The sequence below is a fragment of the Serratia marcescens genome (genome assembly GCF_006715005.1).
GTDB lineage: Bacteria > Pseudomonadota > Gammaproteobacteria > Enterobacterales > Enterobacteriaceae > Serratia > Serratia montpellierensis.
This window is the reverse complement of sequence record NZ_VFMJ01000001.1, coordinates 3,404,953-3,427,283: the sequence shown is the minus strand read 5'-3', so window position 1 is coordinate 3,427,283 and position 22,331 is coordinate 3,404,953. Positions and strand designations below refer to the sequence as shown.

Annotated in this window: 21 protein-coding genes and 1 other RNA gene; 17 read left to right on the top strand and 5 right to left on the bottom strand. The window is 58.5% G+C overall.

Annotated elements, in window-relative coordinates; translation table 11 throughout:
* Window positions 1–156: 156 nt before the first annotated feature.
* The 5 genes from lon to FHU12_RS16660 all read left to right on the top strand — a co-directional run bounded on the left by lon (window position 157) and on the right by FHU12_RS16660 (window position 6,152).
* Window positions 157–2,511, top strand: coding sequence for an endopeptidase La (gene lon / locus FHU12_RS16680; protein WP_141970656.1), 2,355 nt, complete (start codon window positions 157–159; stop codon window positions 2,509–2,511).
* A 216-nt stretch (window positions 2,512–2,727) separates the two neighbouring features.
* A complete protein-coding gene (hupB, locus tag FHU12_RS16675; protein WP_004940351.1) occupies window positions 2,728–3,000 on the top strand; it encodes a nucleoid-associated protein HU-beta in 273 nt (90 codons plus the stop codon).
* A gap of 178 nt (window positions 3,001–3,178) precedes the next feature.
* The gene (gene ppiD / locus FHU12_RS16670) at window positions 3,179–5,062 is read left to right on the top strand and encodes a peptidylprolyl isomerase (protein ID WP_141970655.1); all 1,884 of its coding nucleotides are present in this window, start codon (window positions 3,179–3,181) and stop codon (window positions 5,060–5,062) included.
* Window positions 5,063–5,200: 138 nt separating this feature from the next.
* Complete coding sequence (locus tag FHU12_RS16665; protein WP_141970653.1) at window positions 5,201–5,584, top strand: ComEA family DNA-binding protein; 384 nt, start codon at window positions 5,201–5,203, stop codon at window positions 5,582–5,584.
* A gap of 154 nt (window positions 5,585–5,738) precedes the next feature.
* Entirely contained in the window at window positions 5,739–6,152 is a 414-nt protein-coding gene (locus tag FHU12_RS16660; RefSeq protein WP_025301769.1) for an acyl-CoA thioesterase, read from the top strand.
* A 37-nt stretch (window positions 6,153–6,189) separates the two neighbouring features.
* On the opposite strand, the gene queC is transcribed toward FHU12_RS16660, so the two are convergent.
* Window positions 6,190–6,888 carry a 7-cyano-7-deazaguanine synthase QueC gene (queC, locus tag FHU12_RS16655; protein ID WP_049296013.1) on the bottom strand — a complete coding sequence of 233 codons (699 nt, stop codon included), beginning with the start codon at window positions 6,886–6,888 and terminating at the stop codon, window positions 6,190–6,192.
* A gap of 115 nt (window positions 6,889–7,003) precedes the next feature.
* Window positions 7,004–8,719 (bottom strand): SgrR family transcriptional regulator, encoded by a 1,716-nt coding sequence (locus FHU12_RS16650; protein ID WP_141970651.1) that lies wholly within the window; start codon window positions 8,717–8,719, stop codon window positions 7,004–7,006.
* Window positions 8,720–8,823: 104 nt separating this feature from the next.
* On the opposite strand from FHU12_RS16650, the gene cof reads away from it, so the two are divergent.
* A complete protein-coding gene (gene cof, locus FHU12_RS16645) occupies window positions 8,824–9,648 on the top strand; it encodes an HMP-PP phosphatase (protein ID WP_141970650.1) in 825 nt (274 codons plus the stop codon).
* A gap of 60 nt (window positions 9,649–9,708) precedes the next feature.
* On the opposite strand, the gene FHU12_RS16640 is transcribed toward cof, so the two are convergent.
* Window positions 9,709–10,749: a PLP-dependent cysteine synthase family protein gene (locus FHU12_RS16640; protein ID WP_141970648.1), complete on the bottom strand. Its 1,041-nt coding sequence runs from the start codon at window positions 10,747–10,749 to the stop codon at window positions 9,709–9,711.
* A 122-nt stretch (window positions 10,750–10,871) separates the two neighbouring features.
* On the opposite strand from FHU12_RS16640, the gene FHU12_RS16635 reads away from it, so the two are divergent.
* The 5 genes from FHU12_RS16635 (at window position 10,872) to amtB (ending at window position 16,915) form a co-directional block, all read left to right on the top strand.
* A complete protein-coding gene (locus tag FHU12_RS16635) occupies window positions 10,872–11,333 on the top strand; it encodes an Lrp/AsnC family transcriptional regulator (RefSeq protein ID WP_141970646.1) in 462 nt (153 codons plus the stop codon).
* Between the two features lie 92 nt (window positions 11,334–11,425).
* The gene (gene smdA, locus FHU12_RS16630) at window positions 11,426–13,201 is read left to right on the top strand and encodes a multidrug efflux ABC transporter permease/ATP-binding subunit SmdA (protein WP_141970644.1); all 1,776 of its coding nucleotides are present in this window, start codon (window positions 11,426–11,428) and stop codon (window positions 13,199–13,201) included.
* Window positions 13,194–14,972 (top strand): multidrug efflux ABC transporter permease/ATP-binding subunit SmdB, encoded by a 1,779-nt coding sequence (smdB, locus tag FHU12_RS16625; protein WP_141970641.1) that lies wholly within the window; start codon window positions 13,194–13,196, stop codon window positions 14,970–14,972. Before smdA ends, smdB begins: the two co-directional genes overlap by 8 nt.
* Before the next feature lie 281 nt (window positions 14,973–15,253).
* Complete coding sequence (gene glnK, locus FHU12_RS16620; RefSeq protein WP_004940327.1) at window positions 15,254–15,592, top strand: P-II family nitrogen regulator; 339 nt, start codon at window positions 15,254–15,256, stop codon at window positions 15,590–15,592.
* A gap of 36 nt (window positions 15,593–15,628) precedes the next feature.
* Window positions 15,629–16,915, top strand: a complete 1,287-nt coding sequence (gene amtB, locus FHU12_RS16615; protein ID WP_141970639.1) for an ammonium transporter AmtB — start codon at window positions 15,629–15,631, stop codon at window positions 16,913–16,915.
* 90 nt (window positions 16,916–17,005) lie between these two features.
* On the opposite strand, the gene tesB is transcribed toward amtB, so the two are convergent.
* Window positions 17,006–17,869: an acyl-CoA thioesterase II gene (gene tesB, locus FHU12_RS16610; RefSeq protein WP_141970637.1), complete on the bottom strand. Its 864-nt coding sequence runs from the start codon at window positions 17,867–17,869 to the stop codon at window positions 17,006–17,008.
* A 231-nt stretch (window positions 17,870–18,100) separates the two neighbouring features.
* Here tesB and FHU12_RS16605 point away from each other — a divergent pair, with 231 nt between their 5' ends.
* Complete coding sequence (locus FHU12_RS16605; protein ID WP_141970636.1) at window positions 18,101–18,592, top strand: YbaY family lipoprotein; 492 nt, start codon at window positions 18,101–18,103, stop codon at window positions 18,590–18,592.
* Window positions 18,593–18,656: 64 nt separating this feature from the next.
* Here the strand turns inward: FHU12_RS16605 and FHU12_RS16600 are convergent, their stop codons facing one another.
* Window positions 18,657–18,971: an MGMT family protein gene (locus FHU12_RS16600; protein ID WP_033642088.1), complete on the bottom strand. Its 315-nt coding sequence runs from the start codon at window positions 18,969–18,971 to the stop codon at window positions 18,657–18,659.
* A gap of 156 nt (window positions 18,972–19,127) precedes the next feature.
* On the opposite strand from FHU12_RS16600, the gene ffs reads away from it, so the two are divergent.
* The 5 genes from ffs to FHU12_RS16575 all read left to right on the top strand — a co-directional run bounded on the left by ffs (window position 19,128) and on the right by FHU12_RS16575 (window position 22,278).
* Window positions 19,128–19,224: signal recognition particle sRNA small type (gene ffs, locus FHU12_RS16595), an RNA gene on the top strand.
* Window positions 19,225–19,581: 357 nt separating this feature from the next.
* Window positions 19,582–20,379 carry a winged helix-turn-helix domain-containing protein gene (locus FHU12_RS16590; RefSeq protein WP_141970634.1) on the top strand — a complete coding sequence of 266 codons (798 nt, stop codon included), beginning with the start codon at window positions 19,582–19,584 and terminating at the stop codon, window positions 20,377–20,379.
* Window positions 20,364–20,858: a FidL-like protein gene (locus FHU12_RS16585; RefSeq protein ID WP_141970632.1), complete on the top strand. Its 495-nt coding sequence runs from the start codon at window positions 20,364–20,366 to the stop codon at window positions 20,856–20,858. Before FHU12_RS16590 ends, FHU12_RS16585 begins: the two co-directional genes overlap by 16 nt.
* A gap of 403 nt (window positions 20,859–21,261) precedes the next feature.
* The gene (locus FHU12_RS16580; protein ID WP_141970630.1) at window positions 21,262–21,744 is read left to right on the top strand and encodes a winged helix-turn-helix domain-containing protein; all 483 of its coding nucleotides are present in this window, start codon (window positions 21,262–21,264) and stop codon (window positions 21,742–21,744) included.
* 30 nt (window positions 21,745–21,774) lie between these two features.
* Window positions 21,775–22,278 carry a type II secretion system protein N gene (locus tag FHU12_RS16575; protein WP_141970628.1) on the top strand — a complete coding sequence of 168 codons (504 nt, stop codon included), beginning with the start codon at window positions 21,775–21,777 and terminating at the stop codon, window positions 22,276–22,278.
* Window positions 22,279–22,331: the final 53 nt, after the last annotated feature.

Sequence of the window (22,331 nt, the reverse complement as noted above, 5' to 3'; positions counted from 1 at the left end):
GATTTCATCCCCCATTTCTTTTTCCTGCATTCTTGCCGTTGAATGTAAGAGATTCATCCCCATATACTCATTAACCAGATTTTATGAAACGTTAGATGCTTGCGTCTCATGAGATTCCCCCTCAACCTGGCGGAAATTAAACTAAGAGAGAGCTCTATGAACCCTGAGCGTTCCGAACGCATTGAAATCCCCGTCCTGCCATTGCGCGACGTGGTGGTTTATCCGCACATGGTGATCCCGTTATTTGTTGGCCGGGAAAAATCGATTCGGTGCCTCGAAGCCGCAATGGATCACGATAAGAAGATCATGCTGGTGGCACAGAAAGAGGCCTCAACGGATGAACCTGGCATTAACGACTTGTTCTCGGTTGGCACCGTAGCGTCTATCTTGCAGATGCTGAAGCTGCCGGACGGCACGGTAAAAGTGCTGGTCGAGGGGCTGCAGCGCGCGCGTATCACTACGCTGTCCGACAGCGGTGAGCATTTTGCCGCGCAGGCGGAATACCTTGATTCGCCAGCGATCGACGAGCGCGAGCAGGAAGTGCTGGTGCGCACCGCGATCAATCAGTTTGAAGGTTATATCAAACTGAACAAAAAAATCCCGCCGGAGGTGCTGACTTCACTGAACAGCATCGATGACGCCGCGCGCCTGGCGGACACCATCGCTGCCCACATGCCGCTGAAACTCAGCGACAAGCAGTCGGTGCTCGAGATGTCCGACATCACCGAGCGTCTGGAATACCTGATGGCGATGATGGAGTCGGAGATCGACCTGTTGCAGGTCGAGAAACGCATCCGTAACCGCGTCAAGAAGCAGATGGAGAAGAGCCAGCGCGAGTACTATCTGAATGAGCAGATGAAGGCGATTCAGAAAGAACTGGGCGAGATGGACGAAGCGCCGGACGAGCACGAAGCGCTGAAGCGCAAAATCGATGCGGCGAAAATGCCGAAAGAGGCGCGCGAGAAAACCGAAGCGGAACTGCAGAAGCTGAAGATGATGTCGCCGATGTCGGCGGAAGCGACCGTGGTGCGCGGCTACATCGACTGGATGTTGCAGGTGCCGTGGAACGCGCGCAGCAAGGTGAAAAAAGACCTGGTCAAGGCGCAGGAAGTGCTCGATACCGATCACTACGGCCTGGAGCGCGTCAAGGATCGCATCCTCGAGTACCTCGCGGTACAGAGCCGCGTCAGCAAAATCAAAGGGCCGATCCTGTGTCTGGTAGGGCCGCCGGGCGTAGGTAAAACCTCGCTGGGGCAGTCGATCGCCAAAGCGACCGGGCGCCAGTACGTGCGCATGGCGTTGGGCGGCGTGCGTGACGAAGCGGAAATCCGCGGTCACCGCCGTACCTATATCGGTTCGATGCCGGGCAAGCTGATCCAGAAAATGGCCAAGGTTGGGGTGAAGAATCCGCTGTTCCTGCTGGATGAGATCGACAAGATGTCGTCCGACATGCGCGGCGATCCGGCCTCCGCTCTGCTGGAGGTGCTGGATCCGGAACAGAACGTGGCGTTCAACGACCACTACCTGGAAGTGGATTACGATCTGTCCGACGTGATGTTCGTTGCCACCTCGAACTCGATGAACATTCCTGCGCCGCTGCTGGACCGTATGGAAGTGATCCGCCTGTCGGGTTACACCGAGGACGAGAAGCTTAACATCGCCAAGCAGCACCTGCTGCCGAAGCAGCTTGAGCGCAACGCGCTGAAAAAAGGCGAGCTGACGGTCGACGACAGCGCCATCATCGGTATCATTCGCTTCTACACCCGCGAAGCCGGGGTGCGTAGCCTGGAGCGTGAAATCTCCAAGCTGTGCCGTAAAGCGGTGAAAACGCTGCTGATGGACAAGAAGCGCAAGCATATCGAGATCAACGGCGACAACCTGAAGGATTACCTGGGCGTGCAGCGGGTCGATTACGGCCGTGCGGATACTGAAAACCGCGTGGGTGAAGTCACCGGATTGGCGTGGACGGAAGTGGGCGGCGATCTGCTGACCATCGAAACCGCCTGCGTGCCGGGCAAAGGCAAGCTGACCTACACCGGTTCTCTGGGTGAAGTGATGCAGGAATCGATTCAGGCAGCGCTGACCGTGGTGCGCGCGCGCGCGGAGAAGTTGGGCATCAACGCCGATTTCTACGAGAAACGCGACATCCATGTGCACGTGCCGGAAGGGGCGACGCCGAAAGACGGCCCGAGCGCCGGTATCGCGATGTGCACCGCGCTGGTCTCCTGCTTGACCGGGAACCCGGTACGCGCCGATGTGGCGATGACTGGCGAGATCACGCTGCGCGGCCAGGTGTTGCCGATCGGCGGCCTGAAAGAGAAGCTGCTGGCGGCGCATCGCGGCGGCATCAAAACCGTGCTGATCCCTTACGAGAACAAGCGCGATCTGGAAGAGATCCCGGACAATGTTATCGCCGATCTGGAGATTCATCCGGTGCAGCGAATCGATGAAGTTTTGAACATTGCGTTGCAAAACCCGGCCTTCGGCGCACTGCCGGTAGCGGCAAAATAGTGACGAATCGCAAAAACCATTGATAAAACTTATACTGGCAAGCCATTTCGGACTTGCCAGTATTTTTTTGTACCGCTAAGTTAGATCTCTGTCGGCCCGCGTTTTGCCACCCAGTCGGTGGCTTGCCAAGGTTCGATGGGATTGATATAACAGCTGCGCTGTCGCAACCGTAGGGATTTTTCGGTGCGACGATAGAATTCTAGAGGGGATGATAGAGTGAATAAGTCACAACTGATCGACAAGATTGCCGCAGGTGCTGATATTTCCAAAGCGGCAGCGGGACGTGCTTTAGACGCAGTAATCGCTTCCGTTACCGACTCTCTGAAAGCAGGGGATGACGTGGCTCTGGTAGGTTTCGGTTCCTTCACCGTGCGTGAACGTTCGGCTCGTACCGGCCGTAACCCGCAGACCGGTAAAGAAATCAAGATCGCGGCAGCCAAAGTACCGGCCTTCCGTGCAGGGAAAGCGCTGAAAGACGCTGTAAACTGATTTGGCGTCTAACCGTTTAGCGTAACAGGGTTTTGTAATAAACAATCACCTGACGCAGCGGTGCTGGTAAGGTAAGATACAAGGCGCATCGGACTGATGCGCTTTTTTTATTTTTGTCGCAGGGAACGCGCCTGCACAAGGGTTGTTAATCCACATCACAGCGGAGTGTTGTCACACTATGATGGACAATTTACGCGCGGCTGCTAATCACGTCGTGCTCAAAATCATCCTGGCCCTGATCATCCTGTCATTCGTTCTGACCGGGGTGGGTAACTACCTGATCGGCGGCTCCGGCGATTATGCTGCGAAAGTAAATGGTCAGGCGATCGAACGTGCTCAACTGGAGCAGGCGTTCCAAAGCGAACGCAGCCGTATGCAGCAGCAGCTGGGTGACCAGTTCTCTGCGCTGGCCGGCAACGAAGGCTACATGCAGCAGATGCGTCGTCAGGTGTTGTCCCAGTTGATCGACAACATGCTGCTCGACCAATACGCCAAGAAGCTGGGTCTGGCGGTCAGCGACGATCAGATCAAAGACGCCATCCGCAAGGCGCCTTATTTCCAGACCAACGGCCAGTTCGATAACGCCAAATACCTCGATTTGATCGGCCGTATGGGCTATACCGCCGACAACTTCGCGCAGTCGATGCGCCAGCAACTGGTCAATCAGCAGCTGATCCAGGCCTTCGGCGAATCCGGCTTCGTACTGCCGTCCGAATCGCAAGCTATGGCGGCGCTGGTGCTGCAAGAGCGCGACGTGCGCATGGCTACTATCGATCTGAAGGCGCTGCAGGCGAAACAGAACGCCGGCGACGACGAGCTGAAAGCGTATTACGATCAGAACAAGAACAGCTTCATCGCACCGGAGCAGGTGAAGGTGAGCTATATCCCGCTGGACGCCGCGTCCATGCAGGACAAGGTGAAAGTGAGCGAAGAAGACATCAGCGCTTACTACGACCAGCACAAAAGCAGCTACGGCCAGCCGGAACGTAAAAACTACAGCGTGATCCAGCTGAAAACCGAGGCGGAAGCCAATGCGGCGTTGGACGAGCTGAAGAAGGGCGCCGATTTCGCCACCCTGGCGAAAGAAAAGTCTACCGACATCATCTCACGCCGCACCGGCGGTGAGCTGGGCTGGCTGGAGCCGGAAACCACCGCCGACGAGCTGAAGCAGGCTAACCTGACTGAGAAAGGGCAGCTGTCCGGCGTGGTGAAATCCTCTGTCGGCTTCCTGATCGTGCGTTTGAACGACATCGAACCTGAGAAACTGAAACCGCTGAGCGAAGTGCATGACGCTATCGCCAAGCAGGTGCAGCAGGAGAAAGCGGTAGACGCGTATTACGCGCTGCAGCAGAAGGTGAGCGAAGCGGCGACCAGCGACAACGAATCTCTGGCCTCGGCTGAAGAAGCGGCCGGCGTGAAAGCGGCGCAAAGCGACTGGTTCACCCGTGACAACATTCCTGCCGCGCTGAACTTCAAGCCGGTCGTGCAGGCGATCTTCGACGGCTCGCTGATCGGCGAGAATGGCGCGCCGGGCAGTAACTCCGACGTGATCACCGTCGATGGCGACCGCGCCTTCGTGGTGCGCGTGAGCGGCCATAAGCCGGAAGGTATCGAGCCTTTCGACCAGGTGAAAGACCGCGTGGCCGAGCTGGTGAAGCGTAACAAAGCGGTGCAGGAAGCGAAACTGCAGGGTGAGAAGCTGCTGGTTGAGCTGAAGCAGGGCAAGGGCGACGAAGCGATGAAAGCCGCCGGCCTGAGCTTTGGCGCCGTGCAGAAGATGGCACGCGCGCCGGAAGACAGCCAGCTGGTGGAGAGCGTATTCGCGCTGCCGCACCCGCAGGACGGTAAACCGGTGTACGGCATGTCGCAGGATCGTCAGGACAACGTGGTGCTGATCGCGCTCGATGCGGTGAAACCAGGCACGCTGCCGGAAGACGAAATGAAAACCTTCGTCGGCAAGATGGAAGAGGGCGCGACCGGCGTTTCCTTCGATTCGCTGCTGGCGAGCCTGCGTAAAGAAGCCAAGATCAAAATGGGCGCCGCTGAGCAACAGCCTCAGTAATCGCCGCATTTTTCTGCAACGCAGTGCAACAAACAAAGGCCGCTTTCGCGGCCTTTTCCACATCTGATATCCGCCGATTGCTGAATATTCGCCGCCGCGGCAAGGTAGCCGTGCTGTCACACACAAGGAGGATACAGCATGCAACATACAGAGAAAAAATCAGCGTTATCAGGTTATCAGCATCACATTAAAGCTGCGCTGACCGCGCTGCTGTTGTGCCTGGCGGGGCCGGTCGCTGCGGTGGATAAAACCGAGGCACCGGCGCCGATGCTCTCAACACCGACGAGCAATGGCGGGCAATCGGTGATGACCAAGGCAACCGAAGAGGCGGCGGTCAGCATCAATCAGGCCACCGCCGAACAGCTGGCCGCTGCCTTGAGTGGCGTCGGTCTGAAGAAGGCGGAAGGCATTGTGCGCTACCGCGAGCAGAATGGGCCGTTCACCCAGGTTGAGCAGTTGCAGGAGGTGCCGGGCATCGGGCCGGCGCTGTTTGAGAAGAACCGCACCCGGCTGAAAATGTGATCCCGGTCGCGGCTGCGTGGCAAAATGCCGCTGAGGCCATGACTCCTCTGCTACATTTCACAGGTCTTACCAGTTTGGCGCGTTGACCAAACGGGCGAGGGAGCCTCTGCGGCTCCCTCTTTCTGTAATCACCAGGCAGGAGCGATCGTTCCCTATGCAAACCTTTATCAAAGTTCGCGGTTATCACCTTGATGTTTACCAGCACGTTAACAACGCCCGCTATCTGGAGTTTCTGGAAGAGGCGCGCTGGGAGTGGCTGGAAAACGAGGCCGGGTTCCGCTGGATGACGGAAAACAACATCGCTTTCATCGTGGTGAACATCAATATCAATTACCGCAGCCCGGCAGTATTGGGCGATAAGCTGCGTATCGACAGCCAGATGGTGCAGCTCAACGGCAAGAGCGGGGTGCTGAGTCAAAAGGTGACGCAGGATCCGGCCGGAACGCCGGTGGCCGACGCGCTGCTGACTTTTGTGTGTGTCGATCTGAAAACGCAGCGGGCGCTGCCGATTGAAGGCGAATTGCGCGAGCACCTGGAGGCGCTCACGCTGAAGGAAAATCCGCAGTAAGCTCACACGGGCGGCAGGAGCTGCCGCCGTCACTGCCTCAGGCCAGCGCGGCCTTCTGTTTCAACGCTGCCATCACTTCCGCCTGGTTGGCCCGGTACTGCATCAGGCCATTGGCGCGCAGGTTGCAGGCAGCGCATTCACCACAGCCGTCACCCTTGATGCCGTTGTAGCAGGTCAGCGTATCCTGCCGCACGCGATCCAACTGGTGGTAATAATCCGCCAGCGCCCAGGTCTCGGCCTTGTTCAGCCACATCAGCGGCGTTTCGAAGCGGATATCGCGAGCGATGCCCAGCACCACCGCCTTGTTCAACGCTTTGACGAACTCGTCGCGGCAATCCGGGTAGCCGGAGAAGTCGGTTTCACACACGCCGGTGATCACCGCTTCCGCTTCCACCTGGTAGGCGTAGATCGCCGCCAGCGTCAGGAACAGGATATTGCGGCCCGGCACGAAGGTGCTCGGCAACGCATTTTTCTGATTGGGATCGTAGGCGGGAACCGGAATATTGTCGCGCGTCAGGCTGCTGACGGCCAGCTCATTGAGCAGCGTTACGTCCAGCACCTTGTGCGCTTTGGCGCCGAGGGCCACCGACAGCTCTTGAGCCACTTCAATCTCGGCGCGATGGCGCTGGCCATAATCGAACGTGACGCAGTGAACTTCGTCATACTGTTGCAATGCCTGGATCAAGCAGGTCGTGGAGTCTTGTCCACCGCTGAAAACGACAACCGCGCGCTTCATAAAATCACCTTTTTGGACTTTGGCCATTCCCGATACACATTCGGGCGGCAGGATAAAAATTGCGTTGCGGCGACAATAGTAGCAGAAAGGGCCGCCAGGCGCAGGACGGTTCGGCTCAGGCCGGTGCGTCGTCCACCGGCGGCGGCAGCCACGCCTGGCAAAAATCGAACCAGCCGTGCGCGGTCAGCGTCACGCCATGCATGCGCGGCGGTGCGCTGATCTGATACTGGTAGTGAAACAGCGGCGTGATGATGGCGGCGGCCATCAGCTGTTGATAATAGGCCTGCAGCTGTTCGAAGCGCGGTTGCTGCGCCTGCAGCTGCTGGATCTGCTGCAGCGTATCCTGTTGATGCTGCCAGCGGCTTTCCGTCAGGATGCCGCGCCACAGCGTATCCTGACGCAGCCAGCTCTCCAACGTCGCCTCCGGCGCCTCGCCGATCAGGTTGTCCGCCAGCAGCAGGTCGGCCTGGGCGATCTGTTCCTCGCTTTGCCAGCGCTTGCCGGCGTAGTAGCGCACTTCCAGCTCGCAGCCGTGCTGCGCCAACAGCCGTTGTAGCGCGGCCGTCACCGTTTCCAGCTCGACCGGCGGCCGATACAGCAGCGTCAGCCGGGTGGGCAGGGGGACATCTTCTTCAATCCGTTGGCTGGGGATGCGCCAGCCGGGCAGCATTTCATGGCTGGGGGTGATCACGCTGTTGGGGATCGGCAGATGGTTCAGCAGGCCGGACTGCTGGATCAGCATCAGCAGCTTTTGCCCCTGGGCTTCGCTCAGCACGCCGTGGCGCAGGTTCAGCGCCAAATAACACCAGCCCAGGCTCATGCTGCGCTGTACCGGCCGGGCCAGCGCCAAGTCGTCTTGCTGACCGATGGTGATGCGCACCGGATGCTGGCAGCTGGTGTCGGCGCCGGCGGTGGGCAGATCGGGCGTGATCCAGTATTCGATGGTGTCCAGATACGGATGCTGCAGATGGTAACCGGCGTGCTGTTCCAGCCTCACCAACTGCGGTTCATTCAACGCCAGTTTGAACGGGCCGGCGCCGATGGTCGGCAGCTCCGGGTGGGTCATCAGACAAGGCAGCTCCGCCAGCCGGTGGGCCAGCCAATAGTCCGGCAGGTGCAGATCGAACTGAATGCACAGCGGATGCGGCAAGCTGATGTTCGCGACGTTGGCTAGGCTGGGTTGGCTGCGCGGGTGGCGCTGCAGTTTTTCCAGCGTTTGCAGCAGCTGTTGGCCGGTCAGCGGTTCACCGTTATGCCAACGCAGCTGGCTGCGCAGGAAGAAGCGCCAGCGCAGGCCGTGCTCGCCAATCTGCCAGTGGTGCGCCAGGTCGGGCTGCGGTTCCGGGTTACCGGTCATCAGGCGCGTCAGCCCGGCGTGCAGGGTCGACACCAGATGTTGTTCGGCGCGGCCGGTCAGCGTGAGCGGGTCGAGCGCTTCCAGCGTGCGGTAATAGGGAATGCGCAGCGTCGGGCTGCCGGCCTGCCATTGTCCGCCGAGGTGCGGGCTGAGCAGATCCTGCAGGTGCTGCGGATCGAGTTGCGCCATTTCCAGCGCCCCCTGATGATTGCCCTGTTGCAGCAGCTGTTGCAACAGCTGCGCGCGCAGCTCATCCGGGGTTTTCAGGCAGTGCAGGCGGGCGCGTTTGCCGCGGCCGGGCTGCGAATGCCAGCTCAACCAGCCCTGATCCTGCAGCTGCTGCACCAGCGTGCGGGCGTGGCGTTCGCTGCAGTAGAACATCGCCGCCAGCTCGCCGATGGTCGCGGCGACCGGCGCGCTGCCGAGCTGATGGTACAGGCGTTGATATTGGCTGAGACGGTGAACCAGGCGCATGGGCAGAAATCCGGAACAGTTTTCTCAAATTGTTCACTATTACTTCCGTAAATGCCATCCCATACTGCATTGATTGCAATCGCGTTCACATTCAAGAGGTCTTTATGTATCGCCTGGCAGCTTTCGATATGGACGGCACGTTGTTGATGCTGGATCACCGGATTGGCCCGGAAACGCTGGCGGTGCTGAACCAGCTGGTGGAGCGGGAGATGGTGGTGACGTTCGCCACCGGGCGGCATTACCTTGACGCGCAGCCGATCATGGCGCAGCTGGGGCTGCAGGGCTACCTGATCACCGGCAATGGTACGCGTGTGTATGACAACCGCGGCCAACAGCTGCATGCCACCGATCTGCCGGCAGCGGTCGCCGAAGAGGTGCTGCATCATCATTGGCGTACCCGCGCCAGCATGCATGTGTTCCGCGACGAAGGTTGGCTGACCGAATTCCCCGTGCCGGAAGAGATGCTGCGGGCACATCACCTGAGCGGCTTTCGTTTTCAGCTGGCTGACGTGCGCCGCCTGCCGGCGTTCGGTAACAGCAAGGTGTGTTTTGTCGCGCCGCATGAGGAGTTGCTGGCATTGCAGGTGCAGCTGCGGGCACAGCTGGGTGGTGAGGCCGATCTGTGCTTTTCCGCCTACGACTGCCTGGAGGTGCTGCCGCTCGGTTGCAACAAGGGCACGGCGCTGGACCGGCTGAGCCGCCATCTGGGGCTGACGATGGCCGACTGCATGGCGTTCGGCGACGCGATGAACGACAAAGAGATGCTGGGGGCGGTGGGACACGGTGTGGTGATGGGCAACGCCCTGCCGCAGCTGAAATCCCTGCTGCCGCAGCTACCGGTTATCGGCCATTGCCAACAGCAGGCGGTGGCCCACTATTTACAACATTGGCTGCGTTCACCTTGCCTCACCTATTCCCCCGAAGAATGAGGTTCTCCTTACAGCCGGCCGGGTATGACTACCCGGCTTTTTTTTACCTAACGCCTGGCGTTACAAATCCGCCAGCTGCGCCAGATAAGGCTGCAGATCGCCGATGTTGTTGCTGACCCATTCCGGGTTGTAATAGGTATCCAGGTAACGCTCGCCGCTGTCGCACAGCAGGGTGACGATCGACCCTTGCTCGCCGTTTTCCCGCATCTGTTTCGCCAGCTGCAGCGCACCCCAGACATTGGTGCCGGTGGAGGCGCCAACCTTGCGGCCGAGCACGCCTTCCAGCCAGTGAATGGTGGCGACGCTGGCGGCATCCGGCACCCGCAGCATGCTGTCGACCACCGACGGGATGAACGACGGTTCGGCGCGCGGGCGGCCGATGCCTTCGATACGGCTGCCGCAGCTGCCGATCAGGGTGCGATCGCCGTGGTGGAAGCAGTCATAGAACACCGAGTTTTCCGGATCGACCACCGTCAATTGGGTGTTGTGCCCCTGATAGCGGATATAGCGCCCCAGCGTGGCGGAGGTGCCGCCGGTGCCGGCGCTCATCACGATGTGTTTCGGCACCGGGAAGGGTTCGCGCGCCATCTGGCGGAAGATGCTGTCGGCGATATTGTTGTTGCCGCGCCAGTCGGTGGCGCGTTCGGCGTAGGTGAACTGATCCATATAGTGGCCTTTCAGCTCTTGCGCCAGCTGTTCGGAGGCGGCGTAGATCTGAGCGGCATGATCGACGAAGTGGCAGCGGCCGCCGTAAAAGGCAATCTGCTCCACCTTGCGGCGCGCGGTGCAGGACGGCATCACCGCGATGAACGGCAGGCCGATCAGACGAGCGAAGTAGGCTTCGGACACCGCGGTGCTGCCGGAAGAGGCCTCGATGATGGTGGTGTTCTCGGTGATCCAGCCATTGCACAGGCCATAAAGGAACAGCGAGCGCGCCAGGCGGTGTTTCAGGCTGCCGGTCGGGTGGGTGCTCTCATCCTTCAGATACAGGCAGATGCCGGGAAACGCCGGCAGGTTCAGGCGGATCAGGTGCGTATCGGCGGAGCGCTGAAAATCCGCTTCTATTTCACCGATAGCATATTTTACCCAAGAGTTTGTCATGATTTGGCCTCAGAATAGGGGGCTGGTTTATGGCGTAGCATAGCCTGTCGGCAGGAAAAAAGGATTGCCATTTTTCCTGTTTAATCGCCTAATGAGAGAAAGTTTTTCTCCTGGTAGCCGATATGTTAGATAAAACAGACCGTAAGCTGCTGTGCATGCTGCAGCAAGATTGCACCCAGTCGCTGCAGACGCTGGCCGATGCGGTCAATTTGACCTCGACGCCGTGCTGGAAACGGCTGAAGCGCCTGGAGGACGAGGGCTATATCCGCGGCCGGGTGGCCTTGCTGGATAACGAAAAGCTCGGCCTGGGGCTGACGGCGTTCGTGCTGATCAAGACCCAGCAGCACAGCAGCGAGTGGTATCAGGCGTTTGTGCAGTTGACCAGCCAGATGCCCGAGGTGCTGGCGTTCTACCGCATGGCGGGGGAGTACGACTACCTGATGCAGGTCGAAGTGGCGGACATGAAAAGCTACGACGGCTTTTATAAGCGTCTGGTGAACGGCGTACCGGGCCTCATCGATGTCACCTCAAGCTTTGCCATGGAAAAAATCAAATACACCACCGCGCTGCCGGTACCGGAGTGAAAAGTTCACCGGACGGGCGGCTTAACGGTGGTATCCTGCTCTGCTAAAGCAGAAAAAGAGACAAATCCCATAAAACCCTGGAATCAAACTGCGTGAGATTATTTGCTCAAATTGGCTGGTACTTCCGCCGGGAGTGGCGCCGCTACCTCGGGGCGGTGGTGCTGCTGATCGTCATCGCCATCCTGCAACTGCTGCCGCCTAAGCTGGTCGGCATCATCGTGGACGGTATCACCGAAAAACAGATGTCCACCGGTGTGCTGATGGCCTGGCTCGGGCTGATGATCGGCACCGCGATCGTCGTTTACCTGCTGCGCTATGTGTGGCGGGTGTTGCTGTTCGGCGCGTCCTACCAGTTGGCGGTCGAGCTGCGCGAAAACTTTTACCGCCAGCTCAGCCGGCAAAACCCGGCGTTCTACCTGCGCCACCGCACCGGCGATCTGATGGCGCGCGCCACCAACGACGTGGACCGTGTGGTATTCGCCGCCGGTGAAGGCGTGCTGACGCTGGTGGATTCGCTGGTGATGGGGTTGGTGGTGCTGGTGGTGATGAGCACCCAAATCAGCTGGCAGCTGACGGTGCTGGCGTTAATCCCGATGCCGCTGATGGCGATCGCCATCAAATATTACGGCGACCAGCTGCACCAGCGTTTTAAATCGGCGCAGGCGGCGTTTTCCAGCCTGAACGATCAGGCGCAGGAAAGCATGACCAGCATCCGCATGATCAAGGCCTTTGGGCTGGAAGATCACCAATCCAATCGCTTTGCCGAGGTGGCGGCGCAGACCGGGGCCAAAAACATGCATGTGGCGCGGGTGGATGCGCGCTTCGATCCGACCATTTATATCGCCATCGGCGCCTCTAACCTGCTGGCCATCGGCGGCGGCAGCTGGATGGTGGTGAACGGGTCGCTGACGCTCGGGCAGCTGACCAGCTTTGTGATGTATCTCGGCCTGATGATCTGGCCGATGCTGGCGCTGGCCTGGATGTTCAACATCGTTGAACGCGGCAGCGCGGCCTACAGCCGCATCCGCAGCCTGCTCGACGAGGCGCCGGCGGTGCAGGACGGCCCGCAGGCGCTGCCGGCCGGCCGCGGCGTGCTGGACGTGGATATCCGCGCGTTCCACTACCCGGAAAACCCACATCCGGCGCTGCATGACGTGGCGCTGACGCTGAAGCCGGGGCAGATGCTGGGGCTGTGCGGGCCGACCGGCGCCGGCAAGTCGACGCTGTTGTCGCTGATCCAGCGCCAGTTCGACGTCGACCAAGGGCAGATCCGCTATCACGGCCTGCCGTTGCCGCAGGTCAAACTCGACGACTGGCGTTCGCGGCTGTCGGTGGTGAGCCAGACGCCGTTCCTGTTCTCCGATACCGTGGCGAACAACATCGCGCTGGGCCATCCGGGGGCGACGCAGGCGCAGATCGAACAGGCGGCGCGGTTGGCCAGCGTTCATGAGGACATTCTGCGGCTGCCGCAGGGCTATGACACCGAAGTGGGCGAACGCGGCGTGATGCTGTCGGGCGGGCAGAAACAGCGCATCTCCATTGCGCGTGCGCTGCTGCTGGATGCGGAGATCCTGATCCTCGACGACGCGCTGTCGGCGGTGGATGGCCGTACCGAACACCAAATCCTGCACAACCTGCGCAGCTGGGGGCAAGATCGTACGGTGATCATCAGTGCGCACCGGCTGTCGGCATTGACCGAAGCCAGCGAGATCCTGGTGATGCAGCACGGCGGCGTAGCGCAACGCGGCGACCCGGCGGCGCTGGCGGCGCAGCCGGGCTGGTATCGCGATATGTACCGTTATCAGCAGCTGGAAGCGGCGCTGGACGAAGCGCCGGAAAACGGCGAGGAGGCGTTGGCCGATGAATAAAGTGCAAAAGCTGTGGCCGACGCTGAAGCGGCTGCTGGCCTATGGCTCGCCGTACCGCAAACCGCTGGGGCTGGCGGTGCTGATGCTGTGGATCGCGGCGGCGGCGGAAGTCGCCGGGCCGATCCTGGTGAGCTATTTTATCGATAACTACGTCGCCAAAGGACAACTGCCGCTGACGCTCGTCGGCGGGCTGGCGGCGGCTTACATTCTGCTGGAGCTGCTGGCGGCGGCGCTGCACTACTTCCAGGCGCTGCTGTTCAACCAGGCGGCGGTGGGGGTGGTGCAGCGGCTGCGTACTGACGTGATGGACGCCGCGCTGCGCCAGCCGCTCAGCGCCTTCGACACGCAGCCGGTCGGGCAATTGATCTCGCGCGTTACCAACGACACCGAGGTGATCAAGGATCTGTACGTAATGGTGGTCTCCACGGTGCTGAAAAGCGCCGCGCTGATCGGCACCATGCTGGTGGCGATGTTCAGCCTCGACTGGCGCATGGCGCTGGTGGCGGTCTGCATCTTCCCGGCGGTGTTCGTGGTGATGGGCATCTATCAATACTACAGCACGCCGATCGTGCGCCGGGTGCGCAGCTATCTGGCGGACATCAACGACGGTTTCAACGAAGTGATCAACGGCATGGGCGTGATTCAGCAGTTCCGCCAGCAGGTGCGCTTCGGCGAGCGCATGAGCGCCGCCAGCCAGTCGCATTATCTTGCGCGTATGCAGACCCTACGGCTCGACGGTTTTCTGCTGCGGCCGCTGCTCAGCCTGTTTTCGGCGCTGGTGCTGTGCGGCCTGTTGATGCTGTTCGGCTTCAGCGGCGAGGGCGTGATTGGCGTCGGCGTCCTCTACGCCTTCATCAACTACCTGGGGCGCCTGAATGAACCGCTGATCGAGCTGACGTCACAGCAATCGATCCTGCAGCAGGCGGTGGTGGCCGGCGAACGCATTTTCGAGCTGATGGATCGCAGCCAGCAGAGTTACGGTATTGACGATCGTCCGTTGGCCGGTGGCCGCATCGACATCACCGATCTGAGCTTCGCTTACCGTGCGGACAAAAAGGTGCTGCAGCATATTTCGCTGGCGGTGCCATCACGCGGCTTCGTGGCGCTGGTCGGGCATACCGGCAGCGGCAAGAGCACCTTGGCCAACCTGCTGATGGGCTATTACCCGGTCAGCGAGGGGGAAGTGCGTCTCGATGGCCGCCCGATCTCCAGCCTGTCGCACCGCACGCTGCGTCAGGGCGTAGCGATGGTGCAGCAAGATCCGGTGGTGATCGCCGATTCGGTACTGGCCAACGTCACGCTGGGGCGTAACATCGAGGAAGACGCCGTTTGGCGGGCGCTGGAAACGGTGCAGCTGGCGGATCTGGTGCGCGGCTTCCCGCAGGGTATTCACACACGGTTGGGGGAGCAGGGCAATAACCTGTCGGTCGGGCAGAAACAGCTGCTGGCGATGGCGCGGGTCTTGGTGCAGGCGCCGCAGATTCTGATCCTCGACGAGGCGACTGCCAATATCGACTCGGGCACCGAACAGGCGATCCAGCGCGCGCTGCGTGCGATCCGCGAGCACACCACGCTGGTGGTGATCGCCCACCGGCTGTCGACCATCGTCGATGCCGACTCCATCCTGGTGCTGCATCGCGGCCAGGCGGTGGAGCAGGGCAACCATCAACAGCTGCTGGCGCAGCAGGGGCGCTACTACCAGATGTATCAGCTGCAGCTGGCGGGCGAGCAGTTGGCGGAAGCGGTGCGCGAGGAGAGTCAACCCGCCTGATCCCAGGGGCCGCGATCGCGGCCCTTGTTTCTTTCCCACGCACCACAAGCAGGCAACCCGCCTGTGCCATGCCCCCTTTCTGCACTTTTTCGACGCGATGCGCACCAAATCAGTGCGCATTATTTAACCCATTCAAGGTATCGGTGCTGTGCTGCGTCGCGGCGGCGCCCGCGTGTGCGCTAATCCGCTGAATCGTCATACAAAAATTAAATTTGGCACAGCCCTTGCTACATATGACGCGTACCAGGGGTGAGTTTGGGCTTAATTCGTGGAGGGGCAATATGAAGCTGGTGACCGTGGTAATCAAACCGTTCAAGCTGGAGGATGTGCGCGAGGCTCTGTCCTCCGTGGGCATTCAGGGGTTGACCGTAACCGAAGTGAAGGGCTTTGGCCGCCAGAAGGGGCATGCCGAGCTGTATCGCGGCGCCGAATATAACGTCAACTTCTTGCCCAAGGTCAAAATCGATATCGCTATCGCCGACGATCAGTTGGATGAAGTGGTTGATGTGATTAGCAAAGCCGCCTACACCGGTAAAATCGGCGACGGCAAAATTTTCGTTGCCGAGTTGCAACGCGTGATCCGCATTCGCACCGGCGAAACCGACGAATCGGCACTGTAACCACGAACTCAGTTAAGCAATGGGGATGGATTGATAATGAAAAGACTGTTATCCATGTTGGGCCTGAGTTCGGTAACCCTGGTTCCTTCTTTGGCCCTGGCCGCCCCGGCGGTCGCCGATAAGGCCGACAACGCCTTTATGATGATCTGCACCGCGCTGGTGCTGTTCATGACGCTGCCGGGCATCGCGCTGTTTTACGGCGGCCTGCTGCGTGGCAAAAACGTGCTGTCGATGCTGACGCAGGTCACCGTCACTTTCGCGCTGGTCTGCGTGCTGTGGGTGCTGTATGGCTACAGCCTGGCGTTCAGCGAGGGCAATGCGGTATTCGGCGGGTTCGAAACGGCGATGCTGAAAGGCATCGGCATCGACAGCGTTACCGGCAGCATCAGCCAGATGATCCACGTCGCCTTCCAGGCGTCCTTCGCCTGCATTACCGTGGCGCTGGTGGTGGGCGGCTTCGCTGAACGCATTCGCTTCTCGGCGGTGCTGATCTTCGCGATCGTATGGTTCACCCTGTCTTACCTGCCGATCGCGCACATGGTGTGGGGCGGCGGCTATCTGGCCACCGACGGCGCACTGGACTTCGCCGGCGGCACCGTGGTGCACATCAACGCCGCCAGCGCCGGGCTGATTGGTGCCTACCTGATCGGCAAACGCGCCGGCTTCGGTAAAGAGGCGTTCAAACCTCACAACCTGCCGATGGTGTTTACCGGGGCGTCCATCCTGTATATCGGCTGGTTCGGCTTCAACGCCGGTTCCGCCAGCGCGGCCAACGGCATTGCGGCCCTGGCATTCCTCAACACGGTGGTTGCCACCGCGGGCGCCATTCTCTCCTGGACCTTCGCCGAATGGGTGCTGCGCGGCAAGCCTTCGCTGCTGGGCGCCTGCTCCGGCATGATCGCCGGGTTGGTTGCGGTGACGCCTGCGGCGGGCACCGTGAGCGTGGGCGGGGCGTTGATCATCGGCCTGGTGGGCGGCGTCGCCGGCCTGTGGGGTGTCGTGACGCTGAAGAAATGGCTGAAGGTGGACGACACCTGCGACGTGTTCGGCGTGCATGGGGTGTGCGGCATCGTCGGCTGCCTGCTGACCGGCGTGTTCACCGCCTCTTCGCTGGGCGGCACCGGCTACGCCGAAGGGGTGACGATGGGCCATCAGGTCTGGATCCAACTGGTGAGCGTGCTGATCACCCTGGTGTGGTCGAGCGTCGCCGCCTTTATCGCTTTCAAGATCGCGGGCGCGATGGTGGGCCTGAGAGTACCGGAAGAGCAGGAACGCGAGGGGCTGGACGTCAACAGCCACGGCGAGAGCGCCTACAACCAGTAAGACTCGAAGCAGGGCAGTGCGCTAAAGACTAAAATAATGATGAAGCCGAAAGGGGCGATGGAAACATCGCCCCTTTCTTTATGCTGCGGATCAGGCGTCGCGCTGGCGAATTACCCCTTCCTGCACGGTGGTGGCGACCAGTACACCGTCGCGGGTGTAGATCTGGCCGCGCACAAAGCCGCGTGCGCCAGAGGCAGAGGAACTCTCCACCGCGTACAGCAGCCAGTCATCCATGCGGAACGGACGGTGGAACCACATAGAGTGGTCAATGGTGGCCACCTGCATGCCCGGCTCGAGGAAACCTACGCCGTGCGGCTGCAGCGCGGTCGGCAGGAAGTTAAAGTCCGATGCGTAGCCCAGCAGGTATTGGTGGATACGTTGATCGTCCGGCATATTGCCGTTGGCGCGGAACCAGACGTAGCGATGCGGTTCTTCCACGCTGCCTTTCAGCGGGTTGTGGAATTTCACCGGGCGCATTTCGATCGGCTTCTGGCCGATAAATTTTTCGCGCACTTTTTCCGGCAGCATATGCGCCAGCTTCTGGGCGATCTCTGATTCGGACAGCAGTCCTTCCGGCGGCGGCACGTCCGGCATCAGGTTCTGGTGCTCGAAACCTGCTTCCGGGCTCTGGAAGGAGGCGGTCATATAGAAGATGGGTTTGCCGTGCTGGATGGCGCTGACGCGGCGGGCGCTGAAGCTGTTGCCGTCACGCAGGGTTTCCACGTCGTAGACGATGGGTTTACTGCTGTCGCCCGGACGCAGGAAGTAGCTGTGGAACGAGTGCACGCTGCGATCATCCGGCACCGTCTGTTTGGCGGCGTAGAGCGCCTGACCGACCACCTGCCCGCCGAACACCTGGCGTAACCCCAGATCTTCGCTCTGACCGCGGAACAGCCCTTCTTCGATTTTCTCCAGATCCAGCAGATCGAGGAGGTTTTGTAATGCCTGGCTCATAAAATTGTTACCTTTCTAATAATCATTTTGCGCAGTGTGCGGAATATCACGGCGCGGCGTCAACATCTTGCGTTAAAGGGCCGATGAGAATGCTCTTAATAGTGAGCGCATTGGGCAGGCTAAGTGATTAATAGGCGGAGCAAAGTGGATTTATCAGTGTTTTGTGCTAACTTTAATGGGTGCGGTGGTGAAAGCCACCAACGTGTTGATAATAAAAAAGGAGACCGATCCATGAAACTCTGGCAAATCGTAGGCGGTGCCGCGGCACTGACGATCACGCTGGCAGGATGCGCGCAAAAGAGTGCTGATGTGCCTACACCGGCTGCCGGCAACCCGGCGGCTGCGCAAACGCAGATTCAGGGCCCGGCGGTGACAGGTTCGGTTAATATACGTCAGCGCATTGCGCTGCCGCCGGACGCCGTACTGACGGTCACTCTCTCTGACGCCTCGCTGGCGGATGCGCCGTCTAAAGTGATTGCACAGCGCGCGGTACGCACTGAAGGGCAACAGGCGCCGTTCAGCTTTACGCTGCCGTATAACCCGTCCGACATCCAACCGAATGCGCGTATCATTCTGAGCGCGGCGGTGACGGTCAACGGGCGACTGATATTTATTACCGACACCATCCAGGAAGTGGTCAATCGCAACGGCACGCGTGCCGATCTGCTGCTGGTTCCGGTTCAGGGTGTGCCGATTCAGGCTGCGCCAACCGCCATGCAGTAATCTTACTGCGGTACAGCAAGATGAAATCAACAGCCTTTGCGCTTCGGCCAAAGGCTGTTTTGTTTTACCAGCGCCAGCCGTAGCGATCGAAATCGACCGTGCTGTGCGGGCCGAAAATAATCCCCTCCGCCAGCAATGCCTGCCGTTGCCGTTGAAAATCCTCCCCCTGCTGCGATATCTGCCCGTGGCGGTTGATCACCCGGTGCCAGGGCAGCGTGCTGCCTTCCGGCAAACGCCGCAGTACGCCGCCGACCTGACGCGCGGCGCGCGGTGAACCGGCCAGCCGGGCGACTTCGCCGTAGGTGGTGACTTTGCCGTAAGGAATGGCGGCCACGATGTGGAATACCCGCTGGCTGAAAGAGGCGTCTTCTGGTTGCATGTTGCGGTTCCTGCTCGAGTCAAAACCCAGGCGGAGAGTGTGCCACAGCGCAGGTGGGTAAGAAAACAGCGGTTGGTCCCGGTTGGCTTGCTATTTGGTAGGGCATCACCGATAATGCCCACCGCTTCGGAGTACAGAAGCCGTCAATGGGGGCCCTGTTGGTTCTCCCGCAACACTAACTTGTGAACTCGGTCAGGTCCGGAAGGAAGCAGCCGCAGCAGGTGACGTGTGTGCCGGGATGTAGCTGGCAGGGTCCCCACCCATTTGCGGCCCGCAAAAACGCTTTTCCCCGTTATTCTTCCTGTCGACAGCTGCACAAGCGTCATTCCGCACGCCGCGAGCGAGCGTCTTTTCCTCTGCGCCGTTTTGCCCTTCTCCGCCTGTAGAGTTGCCAACAGATCCGATGACGGTGAAAAAAATAGCGTTTATATCGTTATTTGTGGGACAAATAATGGCGGAGATATAGGGAAAATTCTTAAAGTTGCACGCCTGTTGGGATGGCGTTAGTATTGTTTATTCTCTATGCGAAAAAACTATCCGCGCTTCGCGGCGGTCGTCGAACTGGCTGAATAAGTTTAAATAATAACCCGTGTGCGCTGTCAGGCTGAACATGATTTATATCATTGATAAAGATATTACATTTAACACTGAAAACGGTTCATTGAAGAGTATAAAGAAGGGACGAGAAGTTTTCTTATCCAGCGTTAATTCTAGAGTATTCAAATGTTTGCTTGAGCATGGCCACGAGGCGGTGAGCCGGGATACGCTGTTGCAGCAGGTGTGGACCGATCACGGCCTGAGCGCCTCTTCGGCGACGTTAAATCAATATATCAGCCTGACGCGGCGGGCATTGACGTCTGTCGGTTTCAATGAACGGCTGATCGTTACCCTCTCTAAAAAGGGGTATAGACTCAATAGAATAATACCGATCGACCGACTGCGGATTGATTTACCCGAGCCCCCACCGCTTGCCGATGCCCCGACGCCCTTGGCTGCGCCGACCGCAACGTCAAAAAACACCCACCACTATTTTTTTATTCTGCTGCGCAGCTTATCGATCGTCGTGCCATTATCATTTCTGGCGCTGTGCTTCATCTATTACAAACATCATCGCGACAGTGAAAAGAAGCAGGTATTGTCTTACGTCGGTACGGTGAACGGCTGCCCGATCTACTATGCCGGGAATTTTTTGGAGAATCACCAGGACGACTATTTGCAGTTCTTGGTCAGGAAGGATCTTTATGGCCAACGCTGCCGCCCCGGTGAGATTGTCATTACCAAGGTTAACCGTTCTCATAATGCCAATGAAGACAGCGGACGCCAGTTTATCGCCAAATGCACGAAGGACAGTGCGGCCGTTTTGCATAATTGTGAGAGCGAGTACATCCGGGCATGGAAAAAAAATTAAATATTTTGTCAGCCACGCTGGTCGGCCTGTGCGTGTTGACGGGCAGCGTGGTGTATTCCCTGGTCCGCAGCCATCATGAATTCGGTGAATTTTCCTGTGAAGCGAACGCCACGTTCAATTATTTCAATTCGCTGGATGTGCAGGCGGCACACGATGACATCCAGCTGTCGCTAAAAATAAACTACATCTTTTTGTCCGGCGATAAAGGCGTGATGATCCTGTCGGGCCTGGCCAACGACGGCGAAGAGACGTATTTCGTCAACCGACGGGTTAACTTCAGCTATGTGTCGCAAGGCAGTTTTTATCGTTTCCACTATGGCGAGGTGAATTATTCACCGCGCGATACCTTGCCGGAAGAGGTGTATACTTACTTTTTCAGCAATGAATCGACGTTTTATCATATTCGTAGCGTGGACAAGAATACGCTGATGTTTAGCAATGCCTACTCGCCGATGTTTTTATGTAATATTGAGTCCTGATTTTTATCTCGTTTTTTATATGAGGTTAAGGTGTATTTATATTACCCTTTACATCCTCGCCTTCTGCCTTTTTAGCACGCAACTAATAACATGGGTTATTATGTTCGAATGTCTATTTTCTTCATCATTAATCAAATTTAATGGTGATTTAGTTATTTTATAAAACCTGCTATCGTCATGTTTTTAAATGATTTAATGAATCTAAGGCGATGTGATGTGGCCATATTAATTTTATATTGTTTATTTTAAAGAAATAAGTTGCATGAATGTTTTTTGCATGATTAATTGAGGCCGCTCTTGAAACGGCGAACCATTAATTTTCATTGAAAATGCATCTCGCCGCATGCGTGCAAAGGTGATGGCACAGAGAGCCTTTGAACTTCATTAAACTGATAGGCGAGAGATGGACATACATAACATTGCCCTGAACGAGACTCTGTTGGAAAATGAGTTGGTGATATTAAACAACAATGAAAAAACGCTGTTGTTTAAAAAAGAGAATGTGCTCATTGAAATGACCGAATTACAGCGGCGCTTCATGCTGTGCCTGTTGAGCGGTATTTATAAGAAGAACGACATTATTCGCGCAGTCTGGTTTTGCAACCATGAGACCATCAGCGACAATAACTATTATCAGATGATATTCCAATGCCGCTCTTTGCTCTCCCGCCACGGTATTCCCGGCGAGGTGATCAAGACCATTCCCCGATTTGGCGTGATGTTGAGTTTTCAAGCCTGCGAGCGCGCGTCCGCTAATTTGCAGGGGGGATGCCCGCCATCGGCTAATAAGCGCCGGCGAACGTGGCTGGACGCCGTGAATTATAAAGTGGCCCTGGTCATCACGCTGCTGTTTTCCGTCGCGATGGTGGTCGGTATTTCCGCTTAGCGTTGGCACCGTTGAATAACCGGGGGTGCCGTGAGCAAACGGTTGATAGACTTTTTTATGCTTCTTTTTTTTCTGACGAATCTGGTGTTCATGCTCCAGCTGGGATGGCGAATGATGGCCGGGGATGGCGCGCCCGTTGAGCCGAGCCGTGAAAACGCGCGCGGGCCGGCGCGCCATATTGTCTTTCCTCAGGAAGAGGACATCGGGAAAATTAATGACGCGCACTGGTTTGGGCGCTATCAAGCGGCGAAAGACGGCGAAAAGGCGCACGGGTATAAAGTCGGCGAATGGGCGATCGGTGCCGAGCTGCTGGCTAACGCACCGGAAGCCGCTGCGCTTGGCAAGATAGCGGGCCTGCTGTTCAGCGATAACGCCCAAAAAAGCCTGGTCATCGTCGAGCATGGCGGTAAGCAAACCGGTTATGGCGTTGGCGACCGTCTGGCCGGCAGCAATGCCGTCATCGTGCGGATAGTGAAAAATAAAATACTGCTCGACGAAAACGGCTATTACGCCACGCTGACGTTTAAAGAGTAGCCGGCGCGCCGTTTCGGCGCGGGGTGTTTTATAGCATAAGGCGACATTGTGAT

Excerpts from the sequence above, each read along its gene's own strand:
- lon (WP_141970656.1), top strand. The coding sequence starts at position 157 with ATGAACCCTGAGCGTTCCGAACGCATTGAAATCCCCGTCCTGCCATTG.
- ppiD (WP_141970655.1), top strand. The coding sequence starts at position 3,179 with ATGATGGACAATTTACGCGCGGCTGCTAATCACGTCGTGCTCAAAATC.
- FHU12_RS16665 (WP_141970653.1), top strand. The coding sequence starts at position 5,201 with ATGCAACATACAGAGAAAAAATCAGCGTTATCAGGTTATCAGCATCAC.
- FHU12_RS16660 (WP_025301769.1), top strand. The coding sequence starts at position 5,739 with ATGCAAACCTTTATCAAAGTTCGCGGTTATCACCTTGATGTTTACCAG.
- queC (WP_049296013.1), bottom strand. The coding sequence starts at position 6,888 with ATGAAGCGCGCGGTTGTCGTTTTCAGCGGTGGACAAGACTCCACGACC.
- FHU12_RS16650 (WP_141970651.1), bottom strand. The coding sequence starts at position 8,719 with ATGCGCCTGGTTCACCGTCTCAGCCAATATCAACGCCTGTACCATCAG.
- cof (WP_141970650.1), top strand. The coding sequence starts at position 8,824 with ATGTATCGCCTGGCAGCTTTCGATATGGACGGCACGTTGTTGATGCTG.
- FHU12_RS16640 (WP_141970648.1), bottom strand. The coding sequence starts at position 10,749 with ATGACAAACTCTTGGGTAAAATATGCTATCGGTGAAATAGAAGCGGAT.
- FHU12_RS16635 (WP_141970646.1), top strand. The coding sequence starts at position 10,872 with ATGTTAGATAAAACAGACCGTAAGCTGCTGTGCATGCTGCAGCAAGAT.
- smdB (WP_141970641.1), top strand. The coding sequence starts at position 13,194 with ATGAATAAAGTGCAAAAGCTGTGGCCGACGCTGAAGCGGCTGCTGGCC.
- glnK (WP_004940327.1), top strand. The coding sequence starts at position 15,254 with ATGAAGCTGGTGACCGTGGTAATCAAACCGTTCAAGCTGGAGGATGTG.
- amtB (WP_141970639.1), top strand. The coding sequence starts at position 15,629 with ATGAAAAGACTGTTATCCATGTTGGGCCTGAGTTCGGTAACCCTGGTT.
- tesB (WP_141970637.1), bottom strand. The coding sequence starts at position 17,869 with ATGAGCCAGGCATTACAAAACCTCCTCGATCTGCTGGATCTGGAGAAA.
- FHU12_RS16605 (WP_141970636.1), top strand. The coding sequence starts at position 18,101 with ATGAAACTCTGGCAAATCGTAGGCGGTGCCGCGGCACTGACGATCACG.
- FHU12_RS16600 (WP_033642088.1), bottom strand. The coding sequence starts at position 18,971 with ATGCAACCAGAAGACGCCTCTTTCAGCCAGCGGGTATTCCACATCGTG.
- FHU12_RS16590 (WP_141970634.1), top strand. The coding sequence starts at position 19,582 with ATGATTTATATCATTGATAAAGATATTACATTTAACACTGAAAACGGT.
- FHU12_RS16585 (WP_141970632.1), top strand. The coding sequence starts at position 20,364 with ATGGAAAAAAAATTAAATATTTTGTCAGCCACGCTGGTCGGCCTGTGC.
- FHU12_RS16580 (WP_141970630.1), top strand. The coding sequence starts at position 21,262 with ATGGACATACATAACATTGCCCTGAACGAGACTCTGTTGGAAAATGAG.